Consider the following 18,847-nt stretch of genomic DNA (forward strand, 5'->3'; position numbering starts at 1 on the left):
CCAGGGTCACGGGGTGACCGAGCCGATGAGGACCGCACCGGTGCCGAGCAGCGCGCCGGCCTCCGAGAGGACCTGCATCTCGCCGGAGACCTGGCGGCCGGAGGCGGGGACCGCCGCGACCGTCAGCTGACCGGTGACCGCCGTCGACGCACCCGTCGCCAGCTCGGTCGTCGTTGCGGGCACCGAGAGGGTGCCGAGACCGGCCGAGTAGAAGACGTCGAGGTAGTCGTACTGGCTCGAGCCGGCAGGGACCGAGTAGCCGTCGACCTCGACGGTGTAGGTGCCGGCGGCCGGTCCGTTGATCGTCACGGCCTCCTCGCTGTCACCGTCGGCCTGCTGGGCCACGATCGTCCCCGCCGCGTTGCGGACGAAGAGGTCGAGGTCGGCAGCCGGGTCGGCGGTGTTGCCGATCTTGGCGACGAACTTGGTCGCACCCTCGGGGATCGTGACCGTGAACTTCTGGAGCTCGTGGTTGGCGATCGTCTTGCGCTCCGACACGGCCGAGCCGAGCGGCCCGCCCTTCGGGGCGACGGTGACGGGCGCGAGGTCGTTCGTGACCGTCCACGAGACCGGGGCGGCCTCGCCGACCTTGGCCGACGGGACCGTCTGGGTCGCCGGGTTCACGGTGACGCCCTGGGCGCTGGCCGTGATCTCGAACGGGTTGTCCGTCGGGACCGTGGTGCGACGCGCCTCGACCTGGAGCTCCCAGATGCCCGGGAGCGGGTTCGAGTAGCTGCGCGACGTCGGGTTGCAGCCACCGCCGTCGTTGTAGTTGGTGAAGCAGACGAGCGACGACGTCGACTCGACCGGGTTGCCGTACGGGTTGTAGGCGATCCAGCGGACCTGCGACCCGTCGGCGTACTTGCCGAGGTTGACCTGGAGGGCCTTGGCGCCCTCCGGGACCGTGACGAAGAACTTCTGGAAGAGGTTGCGCTCCACCGTGCCGGTCTTGGACACCGAGTAGGTCGGGGCCTTGACGTCCTGCGCGAGGACGACCGTGAGGAGGACGCGCTTGTCGACCACAGAGGTGTTCGGGTCGTCGATCTCGAGGATCGCCGAGTGGACGCCGGGCTTCGAGGTGAGGACCTTGACCGGGATGTCGACCGAGCTGCCGAGCGGCTGCGGGCGCTGGGTCACCGGGAGGGTGAACGTGCCGTCGTTGCCGACGAGCCGCAGGTTGTGCTTGACGTTGCCCTTGACGCCGGAGGTGCGCGTCGAGGTCAGGGTGACGTTCTTCGAGACACCGGCGGAGAGGCCACCGGCGTCGGCGGCGCAGCGGTTGTAGAGGCCGGTGCCCTGGTGCGGCGTCGCGAGGAAGCCGGACAGCGGGGTGCAGACCGGCGCCGTGACGGTGTAGTCCTGCGACTTCGGGGCCGTCTTGAGCAGCGTCCACGCCTCGGGGACGTCGACGAGTCCGGCACCCTGGCCGATGGCCTCGATGTTGTCCTTGTAGTCCGCGGTCGTGTAGAGCGAGTCACGCAACTGACGCGGGGTCACCTTGACGTTCGTCGCCTTGGCGGCCGACAGGAGCAGGGCCGCGGCACCCGCGGTCTGCGGAGCGGCCATCGAGGTGCCGTTGAAGTGGGCGTAGCCCGCGGGCAGGGCGTAGCCGGCCTCGGGGACCGGGCCACCGGGCTGCCACGTCGGGATCGACGAGACGGCCGAGCCGGGCGCCATGACGTTGGGCTTGAAGCCACCGTCCTCGCGCGGGCCGCGCGAGGAGTAGTTGTGCAGGGCGATGTCCGAGGTGACGGCGGCGCCGTAGTTCGACTTCCACGTCTCCTTGGTGATCGAGGAGGCGACGGAGACGACGTCGGTGGCGACCGACGGGTCACCGATCGAGTTGATGCCCGGGCCGCTGTTGCCGGCCGAGATGACGATCTGGACGCCGTACTCCTTGATGAGGGAGTCGTAGAGGCGGGCGCGCGCGTTGTTGCCGTCGTTGAGGGCCGGGAGGCCACCGATCGACATGTTGACGACGTCGACGCCACGGTTGGCGACGAGGTCGACCATGCCGTCGGTCAGCGCGACCGCGGTGCAGCCACCGCCCCACGAGCAGGCGCGCGTCGAGACGAGCTTGGCGCCGGGCGCCTGGCCGTTCATCGTTCCGCCGAAGAGGCCGTTGGCCGCCGTGATGCCGGCGACGTGCGTGCCGTGCGCGGACTCGACGACGCCGATGTTGACGAAGTCGGCCTTCTGGCCGGGCATCCCGGCCGCGGTGAGGTCGACGTCCTCGCGGTACTCGACGACGAAGGGCATCGACTCGGCGATGTCGGTGGCGGGGTCGTCGACACCGAAGTGGCCGATGTCGAACTTCTCCTTGTAGGGACGCATCTTCTCGCTGTCGGAGAAGACGAAGTCCTGGTTGGCATCGACCCAGATGTCGTGGGTCGCCTCGTCGTAGAGGATGCCCCAGCGGTCGTTGGTGTCACCGTCGCGGTTGAAGTCACCCTTGGCGTCGGAGGCTGTCGAGATGTTCTCGGAGACGCGCTGGAACTTGTAGGTTCCGGCGGGCGCCGTGTAGGTGCCGACACCGTTGAGGGTGAAGGAGGGCCCGGTGACGGTCGTGAGCATCGCGCGCCAGGAGCCGTCGCTCTCGAGCAGCGGGTGCGTGCCGGTGACCCAGTCGACGATCTTGCGCTCGCCCGTCGAGGTCTTCTGCAGCGCCGGGTGGCCGAGGTCGACGCCCGAGTCGATGATGCCGATCGTCGTGCCGCGGCCGTCGAAGGTGGGGTTCGCCTTCTTGAAGGCGATCGACCCGATGTCACGGGTCGGCATGAAGGGGTTGTCGTCCGGGGTGGAGGCACCGGGGGCGGGAACCGACGCGGCCTCGGCACCGGACGCGGACTCGGCCTCGGGGCGGGGCAGAGCGATGCGCTCGTTGAGGTCGACCGCGACGATCGCCGCGTTCTTGGCGACGGCGTCCACCTTGCCGGTCGGGACGCTCGCGCTGATGTAGCCGACGCGGTCGTTGACCGTGGCCACCTGGCCACCGCTCGCCTCGATGGCCTCGACCGCGGCTGCGGTCTCGCCCTTCTCGGTCGAGATCATGACGACGACACGGGAGGTGTTGGCGTCCGCAGCCTTCTCGAGGAGGTCACGGTCGTGACGTCCGAGCTTGTCTGCCGGCTTGGCCTTTTTGGGCGTGCTGTTGGGCGACTGCGCGTTGGGCGCCTTCGCAATGGTGATCTCGCGGTCGCTCGGCGCAGCCCCGGACGGGGGTGCGGCTGCCGTGGCGGCGAGCGCCGCGGCAGCGAGTCCGGCAACCGTCGTCAGGCCTCGGCGCAGGGGGCGTCGGGTCACGTCGGTGTCCTCTCGGGTTCGCTCATGGACACCCCGAACGGCCCCCACGAGTCACCCGCTGTCGCGGGCATGAGAAGCAGTGTGACCTCTCGCCGCCCGACCCGCCAGAGGGTGGACAAAGAAATGTGTGCATTGTTCGGCGCGTCGCCGAACTTCCACCCCTAGGGGTGGGCCTGACCCGCCACACCACCCGCTCGGGCCGGTGTCGCCTGGCCAGTCCGGACCCGCCGCGCGGCCCGAAGGGCGCATGGTGGCTGGGGCCCCCGCGCACCGGCGCGTCTGGCACCCGGTTCCCGTCAGCCTGACGCGCGGCGTCCCGTCTCCCGCAGGGCGGCGACCGTCCGGCGGACGACCGCCCGCTCGGCCCGGTCCGGACGCGACATCGCCACGACCCACCGGCGCGCGTTGACCCCGCGCAGGGGCCGGGGCACGACGCCCTCGCGTGGCCGCGTCGTGAAGCGGGGCAGCAGGGCGAGCCCCGTGCCGGCCACGACGAGCGCCTCGGCGATGCGGTTGTCGCGGATGCGCTGGGCCACGGCGACCGACCTGCCCGTCGCCCGCTCGACCGACTCGAGCACGGTCGCGAAGGGGTAGCCGTCCGGCACACCGACCCAGGTCTCGTCGACGACGTCGCGCGGCCGGAGCACGTCCTTGGCCGCGAGCGGGTGGCCGGTCGGCACGGCGACGTCGAGCGGCTCGCGCAGGAGCACGGTGCGCACGAGGTGCTCGGCCCCCTGCGGGACCGGTCCGAGGAGGCTGTGGCCGATGACGACGTCATGGTCGGCGACGAGCCCGGCGTAGTCCGACTCGGAGACGTCGGTGTCGGTGAGCTCGACCTCGATGCCGTCGGCCGAGAGCGCGCTCATCGCACCGGGGACGAGGACCTCGGCAGCGCTCGTGAGGGCCGCGACGCGCACCCGGCCGGTCGGCCGGCCACGGAAGTCGTCGAGCCGAGCCTCGACCCGCGCCAGCGCCGCCTCGACGTCGAGGGCGGCCTCGGCGAGCAGCCGCCCCGCGTCGGTGAGCCGCAGCCCACGACCGGCCGGCTCGACGAGCCGCACGCCGAGGTCGCGCTCGGCGGTCCGGAGCTGCTGGGAGACGGCGGAGCCGGTGCGGTGCGTCGCCGCCGCCACGGCGGTGACGCTGCCCCGCTCGGCGAGCTCGCGCAGCAGGCGGAGGTGTCGCACGTCCATGCAGTCAACCTAATGGTTCTTTTCACAACGTTTCAGTAGACCGAAACAGTCCAAGCGGTCAGGCTGGACCGGTGCCCGCCCGCCACCGACTTCTCGCCGTCCTCGTCGCCGTCCTCTGGGGCGTCAACTTCATCGCCATCCACGCCTCGCTCGAGCAGTTCCCACCCTTCTTCACCGTGGCGTTGCGCTGGGCACCGCTCGCCCTCGTCGCGCTCCTCTTCGTCCCGAGGCCGGACGTGCCGTGGTGCTGGGTGCTCCTCTACGGCCTCGGCTTCGGCGTCCTCCAGTTCGCCTTCCTCTACTGGGGCATGGCATCGGGTATGCCGGCCGGTCTCGCCTCGCTCGTCCTGCAGAGCTCCGCGCCGTTCACCGTCGTGCTCGGCGCCCTCCTCGGCGAGCACCTCTCGGGCCGTCGCGGTCTCGGCGTGCTCGTGGCGATGCTCGGACTCGGCGTCGTCGGCTCGCAGCGCGGCGACGTCTCGGCGGTGTGGCCGTTCGTCCTCACCGTCCTCGGCGGGCTCGGCTGGGCGCTCGGCAACCTCGCGGTCCGTCGCGCCCGCTCGAGCCACCCGGTGCGGCTGACGATGTGGATGAGCGTCGTGCCACCGCTGCCGATGCTCGCCCTCAGCCTCGCCGTCGAGGGCCCTGGGCGCATCGGTGACTCGCTCTCGAGCGTCGTGTCGCCGGTCGGCGCCGCGGCCGTCGCCGGGCTGCTCTACACGAGCCTCGTCGCCACCGTCGTCGGGACGGGCATCTGGTCGTGGCTCATGGCCCGCCACCCCGCCGGCACCGTCGCGCCGTTCTCCATGCTCGTGCCGGTCACCGGCCTCACCGCGGCCTGGGTCGTGCTCGGCGAGCGTCCCTCAGGAGTGGAATGGCTCGGGTGCGCCGTCGTCGTGGCCGGCGTCCTGCTCACGGCCGGCGGGGGTCCCACGAGCCGGGTGGGACGGCATACGCCATCGGTCGTCGACGGCAGCAGCGACGCGCGTCAGGAACGCGGGAAGGCCGCCGCGACCTCGAGCAGCCGGTCGTTGGCCTCGGGCTCGGCGATCGTCACACGGACTCCGTCGGTGCCGTAGGGACGCACCGTGAGGCCGGCCTGCTGGAACGCCGCGGCGAGCTCGGGCGTGCGCTCGCCGACGCCGAACCAGACGAAGTTGGCGTCGGTGTCGGGGACGTCCCAGCCCTGATCCTCGAGCCCGGCGAGGACGCGGGCCCGCTCGGCGACGAGCTCCTTGACCCGCACGTCGAGCTCGTCCCAGGCCTCGAGCGAGGCGATCGCGGCGGCCTGGGCGAGCGAGTTGACGCCGAAGGGTATGGCCGCCTTGCGCAGCGCCTCGGCCACCGGCTCGTGCGCCACGGCGTAGCCGACGCGCAGGCCGGCGAGGCCGTAGGCCTTCGAGAAGGTGCGCAGGACGGCGACGTTGGGCCGGGCCCGGTGGACGGCCAGGGCGTCCGGCGCCTCCTCGCTCGTGACGAACTCGAGGTAGGCCTCGTCGAGGACGACGAGGACGTCGTGCGGCACGCGGTCGAGGAACGCCTCGAGCTCGTCGGCGCGCACGCTCGGGCCCGTGGGGTTGTTGGGGGTGCAGACGAGCACGACCTTCGTCCGGTCGGTCACCGCAGCCGCCATCGCGTCGAGGTCGTGGCGGGCCTCCGCCGTGAGCGGCACCTGCACGGCGGTCGCACCGGCGAGGGCGACGAGGATCGGGTAGGCCTCGAAGCTGCGCCACGCGAAGACGACCTCGTCACCCGGGTCGCACAGCGCGGTGATGATCTGGCCGAGGACGCCGACGCTGCCCGGACCGGTGGCGATCCGCGCGGCCGGCACGTCGAGCCGCTCCGCGAGCGCCTGCGTGAGGGCGGCGACGCCCATGTCGGGGTATCGGTTGATCTGGCCGGCCTGCTCCCGCACGACGTCGAGGACCGACGGGAGCGGCGGGTACGGGTTCTCGTTGGACGACATCTTGTATGCCGTGATCCCGGCCTGCGCTGCCGCCGGCTTGCCGGCGACATAGGCGGGCACGGCGTCGAGCGCACCCCGCAAGCGTACGGTGCTGGAGGGGGTCGGGGTCGGGCCGTCGGTCATGCCCGCCACTGTAGGGCCCGGCTCCGCGCACGAGAGAGACACCACATCCCGGGGAGGTTCACCCGGGACGCGGCCGGCTCGTGGGACCATGACCGCGTGCAGAACTTCCTGATCCGCGTCCTCATCAACGCCGTCGCCCTGTGGGTGGCGGCCTGGCTCGTCGCCGGCATCAGCTTCGGTGACGACGACGCGTGGACGAGCAAGGTCGTCACGGTCGTCCTCGTCGCCCTCGTCTTCGGGCTCGTCAACGCCGTCATCCGGCCCATCGCCAAGGTGTTGTCGTTCCCGTTCATCGTGCTCACGCTCGGCCTGTTCACGTTCATCGTCAACGCGTTCATGCTGCAGATCACCGAGTGGATCGCCGAGCCGCTGGGCCTGGCGTTCACGATCGACGAGTTCTTCTGGGACGCCGTCATCGGCGCCGTCATCATCACCGTCGTCTCGTGGCTGCTCAGCGTCGTCCTGCCCGACGGCGACGACGACTGACCGCGCCCCTCCCCGCCACTCGCCCGAACAGCGCCATCCCATGGGTCGTCACCACGCGCAGACCGCTGCGCCCAGCCAGCGCGGCGTCGTCGCCGCCCTCGTCGCCGGAGCACTCGTCATCGCCGGGGGCGCCTATGCGCTCGGCACCGGCACCGGGGCGTCCGACGAGGCGCCCGAGGGCAGTGGCGCCGCGTGCACGGCCGCACCGCTGCGGGTCGAGGTGGCGACCGAGCTCGCGGACCTCGTCAAGACCCAGCTCGCCACGGTCACCCGGGTCAACCCCTGCCACCGCTACGAGGTGACCGGCAGCCGGTCGTCGAGCGTGGCGAGCCGGATCCGCCAGGGCAAGGCCCCCGACGCGTGGGTGCCCGACTCGTCGGTCTGGCTCGACCAGACGACCGCGGGCAGCACCGGCTCGGCGGTCACGGCCGACTGGGTCGGGGCCGCGTCGCTCGCGCACAGCCCGGTGGTCCTCGCCAACCCGGTGACGAGCGCGGACAGGCTGGCCGGCGACTTCACGTCGTGGGACGACCTCGTCAACAAGGGCGGGGCGATCCACCTCGCCAACCCGCACCTCGACACAGCCAGCCGGCTCGCCTTCCTCGGCTCGCGCGCCGGCGCGGAGGCGACGACCAAGGACGTCACGGCCGGCCAGCGCATCATCCTGCTCTCCCGCTTCGCCGCCACCGGTACGAGCGACCTCCTCGCCGGCGCGAAGGACCCGTCGGGATCGACGACGACCCGCAGCGAGCCGTTCCCGATCAGCGAGCAGGCCCTCGCCGCCCATTCGCTCACGAGCCCGGGGCTGCTGCAGCCACTCCTGCCGAAGGCGGGGACCTACTCCTTGGACTACCCGTGGGTGCCCGCACCGGACCTCACGCCCGCGCTCAAGGAGGTCGCCGACGCCGGCCTGCGCGCGGTGACCTCGCCGGCCGCGGTCGAGGCCCTGGCGAAGGCGGGCTTCCGCGGCACCGACGACGCCGGCGGCCCGACGATCGAGGGCGTCGAGGCCGCGAGCTTCACCCCCCTCGGCCAGATGGCCGCCGCGGGCCGGCTCGCCGCCCTGCGCCAGTGGGACGTCCTCAAGGCCGACGCCCGCATGCTCGCGATCATCGACGTCTCCGGCTCGATGACGACGGTCGCCAAGGACACCGGCGGCAAGACCCGGGCCAAGGTCGCCGAGGAGTCGCTCGTCACGGCTGTGCAGCGCCTGCCCGACGGCAGCCAGGTCGGCGGCTGGATCTTCTCGACCGACAAGGGCGGCAAGGGCAAGGACTGGGCGCCGATCGCCCCCATCGCCCGGCTCGACGAGCCCGAGGGTGGCGGCACCCACCGCGACGCCATCGTCGGGGCGCTCAAGAAGTTCCCGAGCTACATCAGCGGCGACACCGGCCTCTACGACACCACGGCCGCAGCGTTCGACGAGATGACCCGCACCTACGACCCCGAGTACTTCAACTCGGTCGTCATCATCACCGACGGCAAGAACGACGACCCGGGTGGCGGTCTCGAGCTCGACCAGCTGCTCGCGAAGATCAAGCAGGGCCACGACCCGACGAGACCGGTGCGCATCATCACCATCGGCATGGGCGAGGCGGACCCCAGTGCGCTCCGGGCCATCGCCAGCGCGTCGGGCGGCGCGAGCTACACCGCGAACACCTCCGACGACCTGCTCACCGTCTTCGTCCAGGCCCTCCTCGCGCGGGAGCCCTCCCAGGCGCAGTGACCGCTCAGGTCCGGTGACCGCCGCCGTCGGACGGCACGTCGGGCGGCTCCCGGCACGCCGCCTCCGGGCGGCACGTCGGCCGGCGCGCTACTTCGGCGTCTTCGTCGGACGGTTCGTGAACCCGGGCGGGGTGGGCTTGGGCTTCCTGGTGTTCGTCGGCGTCCCGGACGGCGCCGACGCCCTCGTGCCGGCCGGCGCGGGATCGGTGCCCGAGGTCGCACCCGGACCCGGCGTCGGCGGCGCGACGGCTTCGGTGCCCACGGGCGAGTCCGTCGGCGAGGCGCCGGGGGACGTCGCCACCGGCGTCGGTGACACCGTGCCGCTCGGGGACGACGTCGATCCGGTCGGTGAGGCCGTGCCGGATCGACTGGTCGGTGTCGTGGCCGGGCCCGAGGGCTCGTGGTCCCCGGACCGCAGCGCGAACGTCCCCGCGAGCACGAGGCACGTGCCTGCCGCGGCGAGCAGCACCCAGCTCCGCCGTGCGCCCGCGACGGCGGGGGCGGCGTGGCGGGGTGCGTGGCCTCTCGTCATGACGCTCGCCACGCTAACCACGTCGCCGCCGCGGGCCCAAGTTGCGTGCTCGGGCGGATCGGGAAGCGGCGCCTGGGGAGCGGGCGGAGGGCGGACGGCATACGGGGGGGGGGTTGCGACTACTACGCATCGTCGTATTACTATGGGTCGTAGTAGAGGAGCGGACCGCCGCATCAGGCACCGAGCACGGAGGAGACCGATGGAGCCCGTCGACCTGGCGAGGTGGCAGTTCGCCATCACGACCGTCTACCACTTCCTCTTCGTGCCGGTGACGATCGGGCTGTCGTTCGTCGTCGCCGTCACGCACGTCGCATGGGTGCGCACCCGGCGCGAGGAGTGGCTGCGGCTGACGAAGTTCCTCGGCAAGCTCTTCACGATCAACTTCGCGCTCGGGCTCGTCACCGGCATCGTCCAGGAGTTCCAGTTCGGGATGAACTGGTCGGACTACTCGCGCTTCGTCGGTGACGTCTTCGGTGCGCCGCTTGCGCTCGAGGCGCTGCTCGCGTTCTTCGTCGAGTCGACCTTCCTCGGGCTGTGGATCTTCGGGTGGGGGCGGATTCCCGAGAAGCTGCACGCGGCGACGATGTGGGTCGTTCACGTCGGCACGCTGCTCTCGGCCTACTTCATCCTCGCCGCGAACTCGTTCATGCAGAACCCCGTCGGCTTCCGCTACAACCCCGAGAGCGGGCGGGCGGAGATGACCGACTTCGTCGCGATCCTCACCAACAAGGTGCAGCTCGTCGCCTTCCCGCACGTCATCACCTCGGCCTACATGGTCGGTGGCGCCACCGTCATGGGTGTGTGCCTGTGGCTCTGGCGCCGGGCCGCGACGCCGGGGGCGCACGACGCCGCGGACGTCCCGATGTACCGCCGCGCCACCCGGCTGGGAGCCGCCCTCACCCTCGTCGCGAGCCTCGGCGTCGTCGTCAGCGGTGACGTCCAGGGCAAGATCATGACCGAGGTCCAGCCGATGAAGATGGCCGCGGCCGAGGCGCTCTACGAGACCGAGGCCGGCGCCGGCTTCTCGATCCTCACCATCGGCTCGCTCGACGGCACGCAGGAGCACCTCGCGATCAAGGTGCCCAAGGTGCTCGCGTTCATGGCGACCGGCAACCCGAACGGCACCGTCGAGGGCATCAACGAGATCAAGGCCCGCAACGCCGAGCTCGTCGCGTCGATCGAGCGGACCTACGGCCCTGACGTCGCCGCGATCACGACCGACGCGGACTACACGCCCAACGTGCCACTGGCCTACTGGACCTTCCGGCTCATGATGGGGCTCGGCTTCGCATCGATGGCGCTGTCGGCGTTCCTGCTCTGGGTGACGCGCGGGACGGCTCGGCCGCCGGTGTCGCGCTGGTGGGTCTGGGCCGGGATCGCCGCACCCCTGCTCCCGGTCTTCGCCAACAGCTTCGGCTGGATCTTCACCGAGACCGGCCGCCAGCCGTGGCTCGTCAACGGGCTCATGACGACCTCCTTCGGCGTCTCGCCGTCGGTGTCGACGACCGAGATCTGGATCTCGATGTCGGTCTACACCCTCCTGTATGCCGTGCTGGCGGTCGTCGAGGTCCGTCTCTTCCTGCGCTACGTCGCCCACGGCGCGGAGCCGTTCCACGAGCCGGAGCAGGTGCGCGAGCCCGACGCCCCGCTCCAGTTCTCCTACTGACCCCCGACTGCTCGACACCGCTGCGAGAGAGGCGTTCTCGACATGGACTTCCCCTTCATCTGGTTCCTCCTCATCGGGGTGCTGTGGACCGGCTACCTCGTCCTCGAGGGCTTCGACTTCGGGGTCGGCGCCCTGCTCCCGGTCCTCGGTGGCCGGGGTGCGCGGGTCGGCTCGGCCGTCGACGAGTCCGACCGCCGCCGCCGGGTCATGCTCACGGCGATCGGCCCGCACTGGGACGGCAACGAGGTGTGGCTGCTCACCGCCGGTGGTGCGACGTTCGCGGCGTTCCCCCACTGGTACGCGTCGATGTTCTCGGCCTTCTACCTCCCGCTCCTCCTGCTCCTCGTCGCGCTCATCGTCCGCAACATGGGCCTGGAGTACCGCCACAAGCGCGACGACGACGAATGGCGCCGCTGGTGGGATGCCGCGATCATCGGCGGTTCCGTGCTCGCGCCCTTCCTCGTCGGCGTCGCCCTCACCAACGTCGTCCGGGGCATCCCTCTCGACGCGGACTTCGAGTACGTCGGCTCGCTCTGGACCCTGCTCAACCTCCCCAGCCTGCTCGGCGGCGTCACCTTCGTCGCCCTGTCGGTGACGCACGGCGCCGTCTTCCTCGCGCTCAAGACCGAGGGGCCGATCCGCGAGGACGCCCGACGGGTGGCGAGCCGGGCCGGGGTGGTGTCGGCGGTGCTCGCCGTCGCGCTGCTCGCCTGGCTCGTCGGGACCCGGGGCAGCGCGGGCGTGCTCGCCCTCGCGGCCCTCGCCGCCGTCGCGCTCGTCGGTGCGCTCGTCGCCAACGCCGCGGGCCGCGAGGGCGTCGCCTTCGCCGGGACCGCGCTCACCTGGGCTGCGGCAGCGACGGCCTACTTCGTCGCGCTGCACCCGGCGGTCCTGCCGACGACGCTCCCGGGTGGCGCCTCGCTCACCATCGAGAACGCCGCCAGCACGACGATGACGCTGCAGATCATGACCGTCGCGGCCCTCCTCTTCGTGCCGATCGTCCTGCTCTACACCGCGTGGACCTACTGGGTCTTCCGCCGCAGGCTCTCGGTCGAGCACATCGCCGCGCCGGTCCTCGTGAAGTGAGCGGACGGCATACGCGATGAGGCCCTTCGACCCACGACTGCTGCGCGCGGCACCCGAGCTGCGGCGCCCGGTCGCCGCGCTCACGGTCGTCGCCGCGCTGCAGGGAGTGGCCGCGATCGCCCTCGCGTTCTTCCTCGCCCGGCTCGTCGTCGACGTCGTGTCCGGCGGTGACTGGCAGCGGAGCGGAGCCTGGGTCATGGGCGCCTTCGCGGCGAGGGCGGTGCTCGCGGCGCTCGTCGACCGGGTGGGCGCGAGCGCGTCGCACCGGGTGAGCGCGGGGCTGCGCCGGCGTCTGCTCGCGCACTGGCTCGCAGCGCCCGTCGAGTCCCGCCCGGAGCCCGAGCGCGCCTCGACCCTCGCGGTGCAGGGCGCGAGCGCCGTCGAGCCGTATGCCGCGCGCTTCCTCCCCGCGCTCGTCGCCGGGGTCGTCGTGCCGGTCCTCGCGGTGGGCGCGCTGGTCCTCGTCGACCCGCTGAGCGCGCTCGTCGTCGTGCTCACCCTGCCGCTCCTGCCGCTCTTCGCCGCGCTCATCGGGCGCGAGACCGAGGACGACACGAGGAGCCGCTGGCGGGCGCTCGAGCAGCTCGCCGGCCACTTCGGCGACGTCATGCGCGGGCTGCCGACCCTCGTCGCCTACGGTCGCGCGCGTCGCCAGGTCGAGGTCGTCGGTGCCGTCTCGGAGCAGCACCGGACGGCGACGATGCGCACGCTGCGGGTGGCGTTCCTCAGCTCGTCGGCGCTCGAGCTGCTCGCGTCGATCTCGGTGGCGATCGTCGCCGTGACCGTCGGGCTGCGGCTCACCCACGGGTCGATGACGCTCGAGGCCGGGCTGCTCGCGATCCTGCTCGCGCCCGAGGCCTACTGGCCCATCCGGCGGGTGGGCGCCGAGTTCCACGCGGCCGCCGACGGGGCCACCGCCGTCGACGCCATCCTCACCGCGCTCACCACCGGGCCCCCAACCCCGACTTCTTGCCCGCAGACCACCCAAACGGCGCCGGATCCGGCTGCTTTCGGTGGTGCGGGGGCAATCAGTCGGGTGGTGGTGGAGGGGGTGGCGTATGCGTACCCGGGGTCGGAGCAGCTCGTCCTCGACGGGGCGGCTCTGGACGCCGGGCCCGGGCTCACCGTCGTCACCGGCACCTCCGGCGCGGGCAAGTCCACCCTCCTCGACCTCGTCGCCGGGCTGCGCATCCCGACCGCCGGCCGGGTGGTGTGCTGCGGTGCGGTCCACTACGTCACCCAGCGGCCGTTCCTGCCCGACGGGACCATCGCCGAGGCGCTGCGGCTCGGCTCGACGACCCCGCCTCCCGACTCCGCGCTGTGGTGGGCGCTTCGGCGAGTCGGCCTGGGGGAGTTCGTCGCCGGTCTGCCGGACGGACTCGACACCGCGCTCGGCGACGACGGCTTCGGGCTCTCGGCCGGCCAGCGCACCCGCCTCGCCCTCGCCCGTGCGCTGCTCTCGACCGCGCCAGTGGTGCTCCTCGACGAGCCCACCGCCCACCTCGACGGCCCATCGGCCGCGCTCGTACGCGACGTCGTGCGGGAGCTCGCCGACGAGCGGTGCGTCGTCGCCGCGACCCACTCCCCCGACCTCGTCGCCGCCGCCGACGTCCACGTCCACCCCACCGGATCGGCCCTCGAGGCGGTGCCGGCATGAGCGGGCGGCTCGCGGGCCTGTGGGGCGGCCTCGCGCTCACCTCGGGCGTCGCGCTCACCGCGACCTCGGGCTGGCTCATCGTGCGAGCCTCCGAGCGCCCGGTCATCCTCACCCTGCTCACCGCCATCGTCGGTGTGCGCGCCTTCGGCATGGCGCGACCGTTCTTCCGCCACCTCGAGCGACTGCGGTCGCACGACACCGCCCTCGGCGACCTCGCGACGGCAAGGACGAGCGTGTATGCCGGCCTCATCCCGCTGACTCCGGCTCGCCTCGGCCGCCGGTCGCGCAGCGCAGTCCTCACCGGCGTGGTCGACGACCTCACCGACGTCGTCGAGGCGCACGTGCGGGTGCGGGTGCCGCTGCTGTCGGCCCTCGTCGCCGCCGTCTTCGCCACCCTGCTCACCAGCGTGCTCGAGCCCGCCGCCGGTCTCGTCGTCCTCGTGTGGGTCGGGCTCGTCGTCGCCGTCGGCCAGGCGGGGCTCGTGCTCGAGCGCTCTGCTCAGGCGAAGCTCGGCCAGGCGCGGGCGGAGGTGGGCCGGGCCGCGGAGCTCGTGGCACGGCATACGGCCGAGCTGCGGGCGATCGGTGCGGAGGGTGACGTCCTCGCCCGTCTCGACCGGGCCCACGACGACCTCGGCTCGGCGCTGCGGCAACAGAGCCGCGGCAGGGCGGTGGTCACTGGCGGCGTCCTCGCGCTCACCGGGCTCGCGACGCTGGCCATGGCCCGGGTGGCCGTCGGTGCCGACGTGTCCCCGGGCGTCATGGCGCTGCTCGTCGTCGTCCCCGCCGCGCTGGCGGACGCGCTCCTGCCGGTCGCCGACGCCGTGCGGGCGCAGGCCCGCGCAGAGCAGGGCGAGCAGCGCGTCGACGCCCTCCTCGACCAGCGACCCGCCGTCGCCGCGACCGGCAGCGACCGTCCCGCCTCGACCGTCCCCCACCTCCGGCTCGAACGCATGGGCGCAGGGTGGGTCGACGGTCGCGAGGACGTGAGTGGCGTCGATCTCGACCTGCCGCCGGGGCGCCGGGTGGCGATCGTCGGAGCCAACGGGTCCGGCAAGTCGACGACCCTCGCCGTCCTCGCCCGCGCACTCGACCCGCAGTCGGGACGGTTCCTCGTCGACGGCCGTGACGTCGCCGACCTCGACCTCGACGCCGTCCGCGACCTCGTCGCCGTCGTCGACGACGAGCCGCACGTCTTCGCCGCCGACCTGAGGGCCAACCTCCTCCTCGCCCGTCCGGACGCGACCGACGCCGAGCTCGTCACCGCCCTCGCGAGCGCGGGACTGGAGAGCTGGTTCGACAGCCTTCCCGACGGTCTGGACACCCGCCTCGGCGCCGGTGGACGTGGCGTCTCCGGTGGCGAGCGAGCGCGCCTGGCGCTCGCCCGCGCCGTCCTGTCCGAGCGCCCGGTCGTCCTCCTCGACGAGCCCGTCGCCCACCTCGACCATCCCACCGCCGTCGCCGTCATGAGCGACGTCGGCGCCGCGCTCGCAGGGCGTACCGTGGTGGTCGTCAGCCACCGCGACGAGGGCCTCGACGCCCTCGACGAGATCCTCGACCTCACGCCATCCCGCTAGGACCACGACGTGCCTCCCACCACCCCCGCACCCCGGCTCGGCGACCTCGAGCGCTCCGTCATGGAGCAGCTGTGGGACTCGACGACGACCCGGCCCGCCGGCTCGAGCGTGCGCGAGGTGCTCGAAGGGCTGCCCGGTGAGCGCGGGCTGGCCTACACGACCGTCATGACCGTCCTCGACCGGCTCTCCAAGAAGGGGCTCGTCACCCGCGAGCGCGACGGGCGAGCCTGGCGCTACACCCCGGCCGGCACGCGCGAGTCGCTCACCGCCGAGACGATGCGGGCCTCGCTCGGCGACGTCACCGACCGGCGCGCGGCACTCCTGCACTTCCTCGACGGAGCCACCTCGGAGGAGCTCGACGACCTGCGGGCCGCGCTCTCCGAGGTCGAGCAGCGACGCGGCTGACCCGGACCCCCGGTGTACGCCCTCCTCCTGGCCGCCCTCGCGGTCCTGCTCTCGGGGGTCGCGCCGCGGCTCATGGCCCGGCTCGGCAGCTTCCGGCGGGCCCCGCGCGCCGCGCTCGTCGCGTGGCAGGCCGTCTCGTTCGCCGGCGTCCTCGCGGCCCTGCTCGCCGCACCGGCGGCGGTGCCCTCACTCCGTGGCGTCGGCTGGTTCGCCTGTGGCGGTGACTGCACGCTGGCCCTCGCGTGGTTCGGGGCACGCGGGTGGGTCATCGTCGGCCTCGCGGGCGCCGTGACGCTCGCGATGCTCGGGCGCCTCCTGCTCTCTGGCCACCGCATCGGCACCCGGCTGCGCGCCGCGCGGGCCCGCCACCGCGACCTCGTCGACGTCCTCGGGTCACCCGCGGGCCAGGGGCGGGCGGACGGCATACGCGTCCTCGACCACGCGACACCGACGGCCTACTGCCTCCCCGGGCGCCGGTCGCGGGTCGTCCTCACCGAGGGCGCGCTCGCCGCCCTGCCCGACGACGAGCTCGCCGCCGTCCTCGCTCACGAGCGGGCGCACCTGCGCGGACGGCACGACCTCCTGCTCGAGTACTTCACCGTCCTGCACCACTCCGTCCCCGAGCCGGTGCGCTCACCGGCGGCGCTGCGCGAGGTGCGGCTGCTCGTCGAGGCGCTCGCCGACCGCGCCGCCGTGCGCACGTCCGGGCCCGTGACGACGGCACGAGCGCTGCTCACGCTCGCGCAGGGCCAGGCACCGGAGGCCGGACTCGGCGCCGGTGGCGACGGCACGACGGCGACCCGGATGCGGCTCCTCGCCGAGGACGCGCTGCCGGCGCCGACCGTCGCCGTGATGTACGCGTATGCCGTCGCGGTCGTCGCGCTGCCCGTCGCCCTGCTCTGGCTCGCCTGGCGCTGAACCCGGTCACGCCGGGTCAGCGCTCGACGTCCCAGGTGACGTGGACGGCGTGCGGCGACACCCGCACGCCGCGCTGGGTGAGCCGGCGAGGGGTCGTGGCGTCGAAGAGCGGGGTTCCCTCGCCGAGGACCAGCGATGAGATGTGGAGCGACAGCCGGTCGACGACGCCGGCGTCGAGGCAACCACGGACGACCTCACCACCGCCCATGACGTAGACGTCCTTCTGCCCTGCGACGGCCCGTGCCTGCTCGACCGCTGCCGCGGGTCCGTCGAGGACGAAGGTGAAGTCGTGGCTCTTGGCGAGCCGCACCGACTCGGGCTCGGTGCTCGTGACGACGAAGAACGGCGGCCTCGCCGCGTGCCCGGCGCCGTAGCCGACCTTGTCGTTCCAGCCGTCCGGCCCGTCGATGACGTCGAAGAGGTGGCGGCCCATGACGACCGCCCCGGTGGCAGTCGTGGCGTCCTCGAGCACGGCCCGGTCGACCTCGTCGTCCGAGAAGACCCAGGCGTGCAGCCCCTCGGCGCCGTCGCCGAGACCGTTGTCGGGCCCGGCACCGGGTCCGGTGACGAAGCCGTCGACGGAGACGGAGATGTCGGCCACCACGCGCGTCATGCCCTCACCCTGCCCCCACCCCCGACCGGGGGCAAGGTTCGCCGGCCGTCGGGCCGACCGGCGGGGCGGCGCTCGCAGGCCCTCTGGGAGGATGAGCACCATGGCCTCCCTCGCTGACGTCACTCCCCCCATCGCGCTCGGCGCCCTCGACGGTCGCTACCGCGGAGCCGTGGCGCCGCTGGTCGACCACCTCTCCGAGCCGGCGCTCAACCGGCAGCGGATACACGTCGAGGTCGAGTGGCTGATCCACCTCACCGACCGCGGCGTCGTCCCGGGCGTCCGGCGGCTCACCGACGACGAGAAGGCATCCTTGCGTCGCGTCGTCGAGGACTTCGGACCCGACGAGATCGCGGAGATGGCCGAGACCGAGAAGGTCACGCAGCACGACGTCAAGGCGGTCGAGTACTTCCTCAAGAAGCGCCTCGCGCAGATCGCCCCGGCCGACGAGGACAAGGGGCTCGCCGAGCTCATCCACTTCTGCTGCACGAGCGAGGACATCAACAACCTCTCCTACGCGCTCATGGTCCAGGGAGCCATCGAGGACGTCTGGCTGCCGCGCGCCGCCGCCCTCGTCGAGGCCCTGTCGACGATGGCGTCCGACCTGCGCGACGTGCCGCTGCTCTCGCACACGCACGGCCAGCCGGCGACGCCGTCGACCCTCGGCAAGGAGCTCGCCGTGCTCGCCTGGCGGCTCCAGCGCCAGCTCCGCCGGGTCGAGGACGCCGAGTTCCTCGGCAAGCTCAACGGCGCCACCGGCACCTACGGCGCCCACCTCGCCGCCGTGCCCGAGGCCGACTGGGAGGACGTGAGCGAGTCGTTCGTCGAGGGGCTCGGCCTCACGTGGAACCCGCTGACGACCCAGATCGAGAGCCACGACTGGCAGGCCGAGCTCTATGCCGACGTCGCCCGCTTCAACCGGGTGCTGCACAACATGTGCACCGACGTCTGGACCTACATCTCGATGGGCTACTTCGCCCAGGTCCGCGGCCAGGGCACCGTCGGCTCGTCCACGATGCCGCACAAGGTCAACCCGATCCGCTTCGAGAACGCGGAGGCCAACCTCGAGGTGAGCAACGCCCTGCTCGACGTCCTCGCCTCGACGCTCGTGCAGTCCCGGCTCCAGCGCGACCTCACCGACTCCTCGATGCAGCGCAACATCGGCGTCGCCCTCGGCCACTCGCTCCTCGCGCTCGACAACGCGACCCGCGGCCTCGCCGGGCTCGACGCCGTGCCCGAGGCGATGGCGCGGGACCTCGACGCCAACTGGGAGGTGCTCGGCGAGCCGATCCAGTCGGCGATGCGCGCGCTCGGCGCCCAGGGTGTGCCCGGCATGGAGGAGCCCTACGAGCGGCTCAAGGAACTCACCCGCGGCCGCCGCATCGGCCAGCCGGAGCTCGTCGGGTTCGTGCGCGGCCTCGGCCTGCCGGCCGATGTCGAGGAACGCCTCGCGGCGATGACGCCGGGGACCTACGTCGGCATCGCGCCGGCCCTCGTCGACCACCTGGGCTGACGCCACGGCCTACACAGCGAAGCGCCCCGCCGGACCGGAGTCCGTGCGGGGCGCTCTCGCGTGCCGGTCGTATGCCGTGCCGTCGCC

The 18,847-nt window shown here is 72.7% G+C and carries 15 protein-coding genes; 10 read left to right on the forward strand and 5 right to left on the reverse strand.

Annotation, left to right across the window (positions count from 1 at the left end; genetic code table 11):
* Positions 1-6 precede the first annotated feature (6 nt).
* Both ACOJV7_RS06295 and ACOJV7_RS06300 read right to left on the reverse strand, forming a co-directional pair.
* Positions 7-3,303 carry a S8 family serine peptidase gene (locus ACOJV7_RS06295; protein WP_420189276.1) on the reverse strand — a complete coding sequence of 1,099 codons (3,297 nt, stop codon included), beginning with the start codon at positions 3,301-3,303 and terminating at the stop codon, positions 7-9.
* A gap of 296 nt (positions 3,304-3,599) precedes the next feature.
* Positions 3,600-4,496, reverse strand: a complete 897-nt coding sequence (locus ACOJV7_RS06300; RefSeq protein ID WP_420189277.1) for a LysR family transcriptional regulator — start codon at positions 4,494-4,496, stop codon at positions 3,600-3,602.
* Between the two features lie 71 nt (positions 4,497-4,567).
* Between ACOJV7_RS06300 and ACOJV7_RS06305 the strand changes: the two genes are divergently transcribed.
* On the forward strand, positions 4,568-5,575 hold the full coding sequence (locus tag ACOJV7_RS06305) for an EamA family transporter (RefSeq protein WP_420189278.1): 1,008 nt from the start codon (positions 4,568-4,570) through the stop codon (positions 5,573-5,575).
* Here the strand turns inward: ACOJV7_RS06305 and hisC are convergent.
* Entirely contained in the window at positions 5,485-6,585 is a 1,101-nt protein-coding gene (hisC, locus tag ACOJV7_RS06310; protein WP_420189279.1) for a histidinol-phosphate transaminase, read from the reverse strand. The genes ACOJV7_RS06305 and hisC overlap by 91 nt on opposite strands.
* Positions 6,586-6,681: 96 nt before the next feature.
* Here hisC and ACOJV7_RS06315 point away from each other — a divergent pair, with 96 nt between their 5' ends.
* Together ACOJV7_RS06315 and ACOJV7_RS06320 are read left to right on the forward strand one after the other, a co-directional pair.
* Entirely contained in the window at positions 6,682-7,071 is a 390-nt protein-coding gene (locus ACOJV7_RS06315; RefSeq protein WP_420189280.1) for a phage holin family protein, read from the forward strand.
* Positions 7,072-7,111: 40 nt separating this feature from the next.
* On the forward strand, positions 7,112-8,797 hold the full coding sequence (locus tag ACOJV7_RS06320) for a substrate-binding domain-containing protein (protein WP_420189281.1): 1,686 nt from the start codon (positions 7,112-7,114) through the stop codon (positions 8,795-8,797).
* A gap of 87 nt (positions 8,798-8,884) precedes the next feature.
* Here ACOJV7_RS06320 and ACOJV7_RS06325 read toward each other — a convergent pair whose 3' ends face one another.
* Positions 8,885-9,328 (reverse strand): hypothetical protein, encoded by a 444-nt coding sequence (locus tag ACOJV7_RS06325; protein WP_420189282.1) that lies wholly within the window; start codon positions 9,326-9,328, stop codon positions 8,885-8,887.
* Positions 9,329-9,527: 199 nt separating this feature from the next.
* On the opposite strand from ACOJV7_RS06325, the gene ACOJV7_RS06330 reads away from it, so the two are divergent.
* From ACOJV7_RS06330 to ACOJV7_RS06355, 6 genes are read left to right on the forward strand one after another with little or no spacing between them, the layout of a single operon-like run.
* On the forward strand, positions 9,528-10,994 hold the full coding sequence (locus ACOJV7_RS06330) for a cytochrome ubiquinol oxidase subunit I (protein WP_420189283.1): 1,467 nt from the start codon (positions 9,528-9,530) through the stop codon (positions 10,992-10,994).
* A gap of 42 nt (positions 10,995-11,036) precedes the next feature.
* Complete coding sequence (gene cydB, locus ACOJV7_RS06335; RefSeq protein WP_420189284.1) at positions 11,037-12,080, forward strand: cytochrome d ubiquinol oxidase subunit II; 1,044 nt, start codon at positions 11,037-11,039, stop codon at positions 12,078-12,080.
* A gap of 16 nt (positions 12,081-12,096) precedes the next feature.
* Positions 12,097-13,737, forward strand: coding sequence for a thiol reductant ABC exporter subunit CydD (gene cydD, locus ACOJV7_RS06340; RefSeq protein WP_420189285.1), 1,641 nt, complete (start codon positions 12,097-12,099; stop codon positions 13,735-13,737).
* Entirely contained in the window at positions 13,734-15,314 is a 1,581-nt protein-coding gene (gene cydC / locus ACOJV7_RS06345; RefSeq protein WP_420189286.1) for a thiol reductant ABC exporter subunit CydC, read from the forward strand. The genes cydD and cydC overlap by 4 nt, the downstream gene beginning before the upstream one ends.
* 9 nt (positions 15,315-15,323) lie before the next feature.
* Complete coding sequence (locus tag ACOJV7_RS06350; RefSeq protein ID WP_420189287.1) at positions 15,324-15,719, forward strand: BlaI/MecI/CopY family transcriptional regulator; 396 nt, start codon at positions 15,324-15,326, stop codon at positions 15,717-15,719.
* Positions 15,720-15,731: 12 nt separating this feature from the next.
* Positions 15,732-16,637 (forward strand): M56 family metallopeptidase, encoded by a 906-nt coding sequence (locus ACOJV7_RS06355; protein ID WP_420189288.1) that lies wholly within the window; start codon positions 15,732-15,734, stop codon positions 16,635-16,637.
* A 16-nt stretch (positions 16,638-16,653) separates the two neighbouring features.
* On the opposite strand, the gene ACOJV7_RS06360 is transcribed toward ACOJV7_RS06355, so the two are convergent.
* Positions 16,654-17,250 carry a dihydrofolate reductase family protein gene (locus tag ACOJV7_RS06360; protein WP_420189289.1) on the reverse strand — a complete coding sequence of 199 codons (597 nt, stop codon included), beginning with the start codon at positions 17,248-17,250 and terminating at the stop codon, positions 16,654-16,656.
* 100 nt (positions 17,251-17,350) lie between these two features.
* Between ACOJV7_RS06360 and purB the strand changes: the two genes are divergently transcribed.
* Complete coding sequence (purB, locus tag ACOJV7_RS06365) at positions 17,351-18,760, forward strand: adenylosuccinate lyase (RefSeq protein WP_420189290.1); 1,410 nt, start codon at positions 17,351-17,353, stop codon at positions 18,758-18,760.
* Positions 18,761-18,847 lie beyond the last annotated feature (87 nt).

The sequence above is a fragment of the Knoellia tibetensis genome (genome assembly GCF_048606415.1).
Classification (GTDB): domain Bacteria; phylum Actinomycetota; class Actinomycetes; order Actinomycetales; family Dermatophilaceae; genus Knoellia; species Knoellia tibetensis.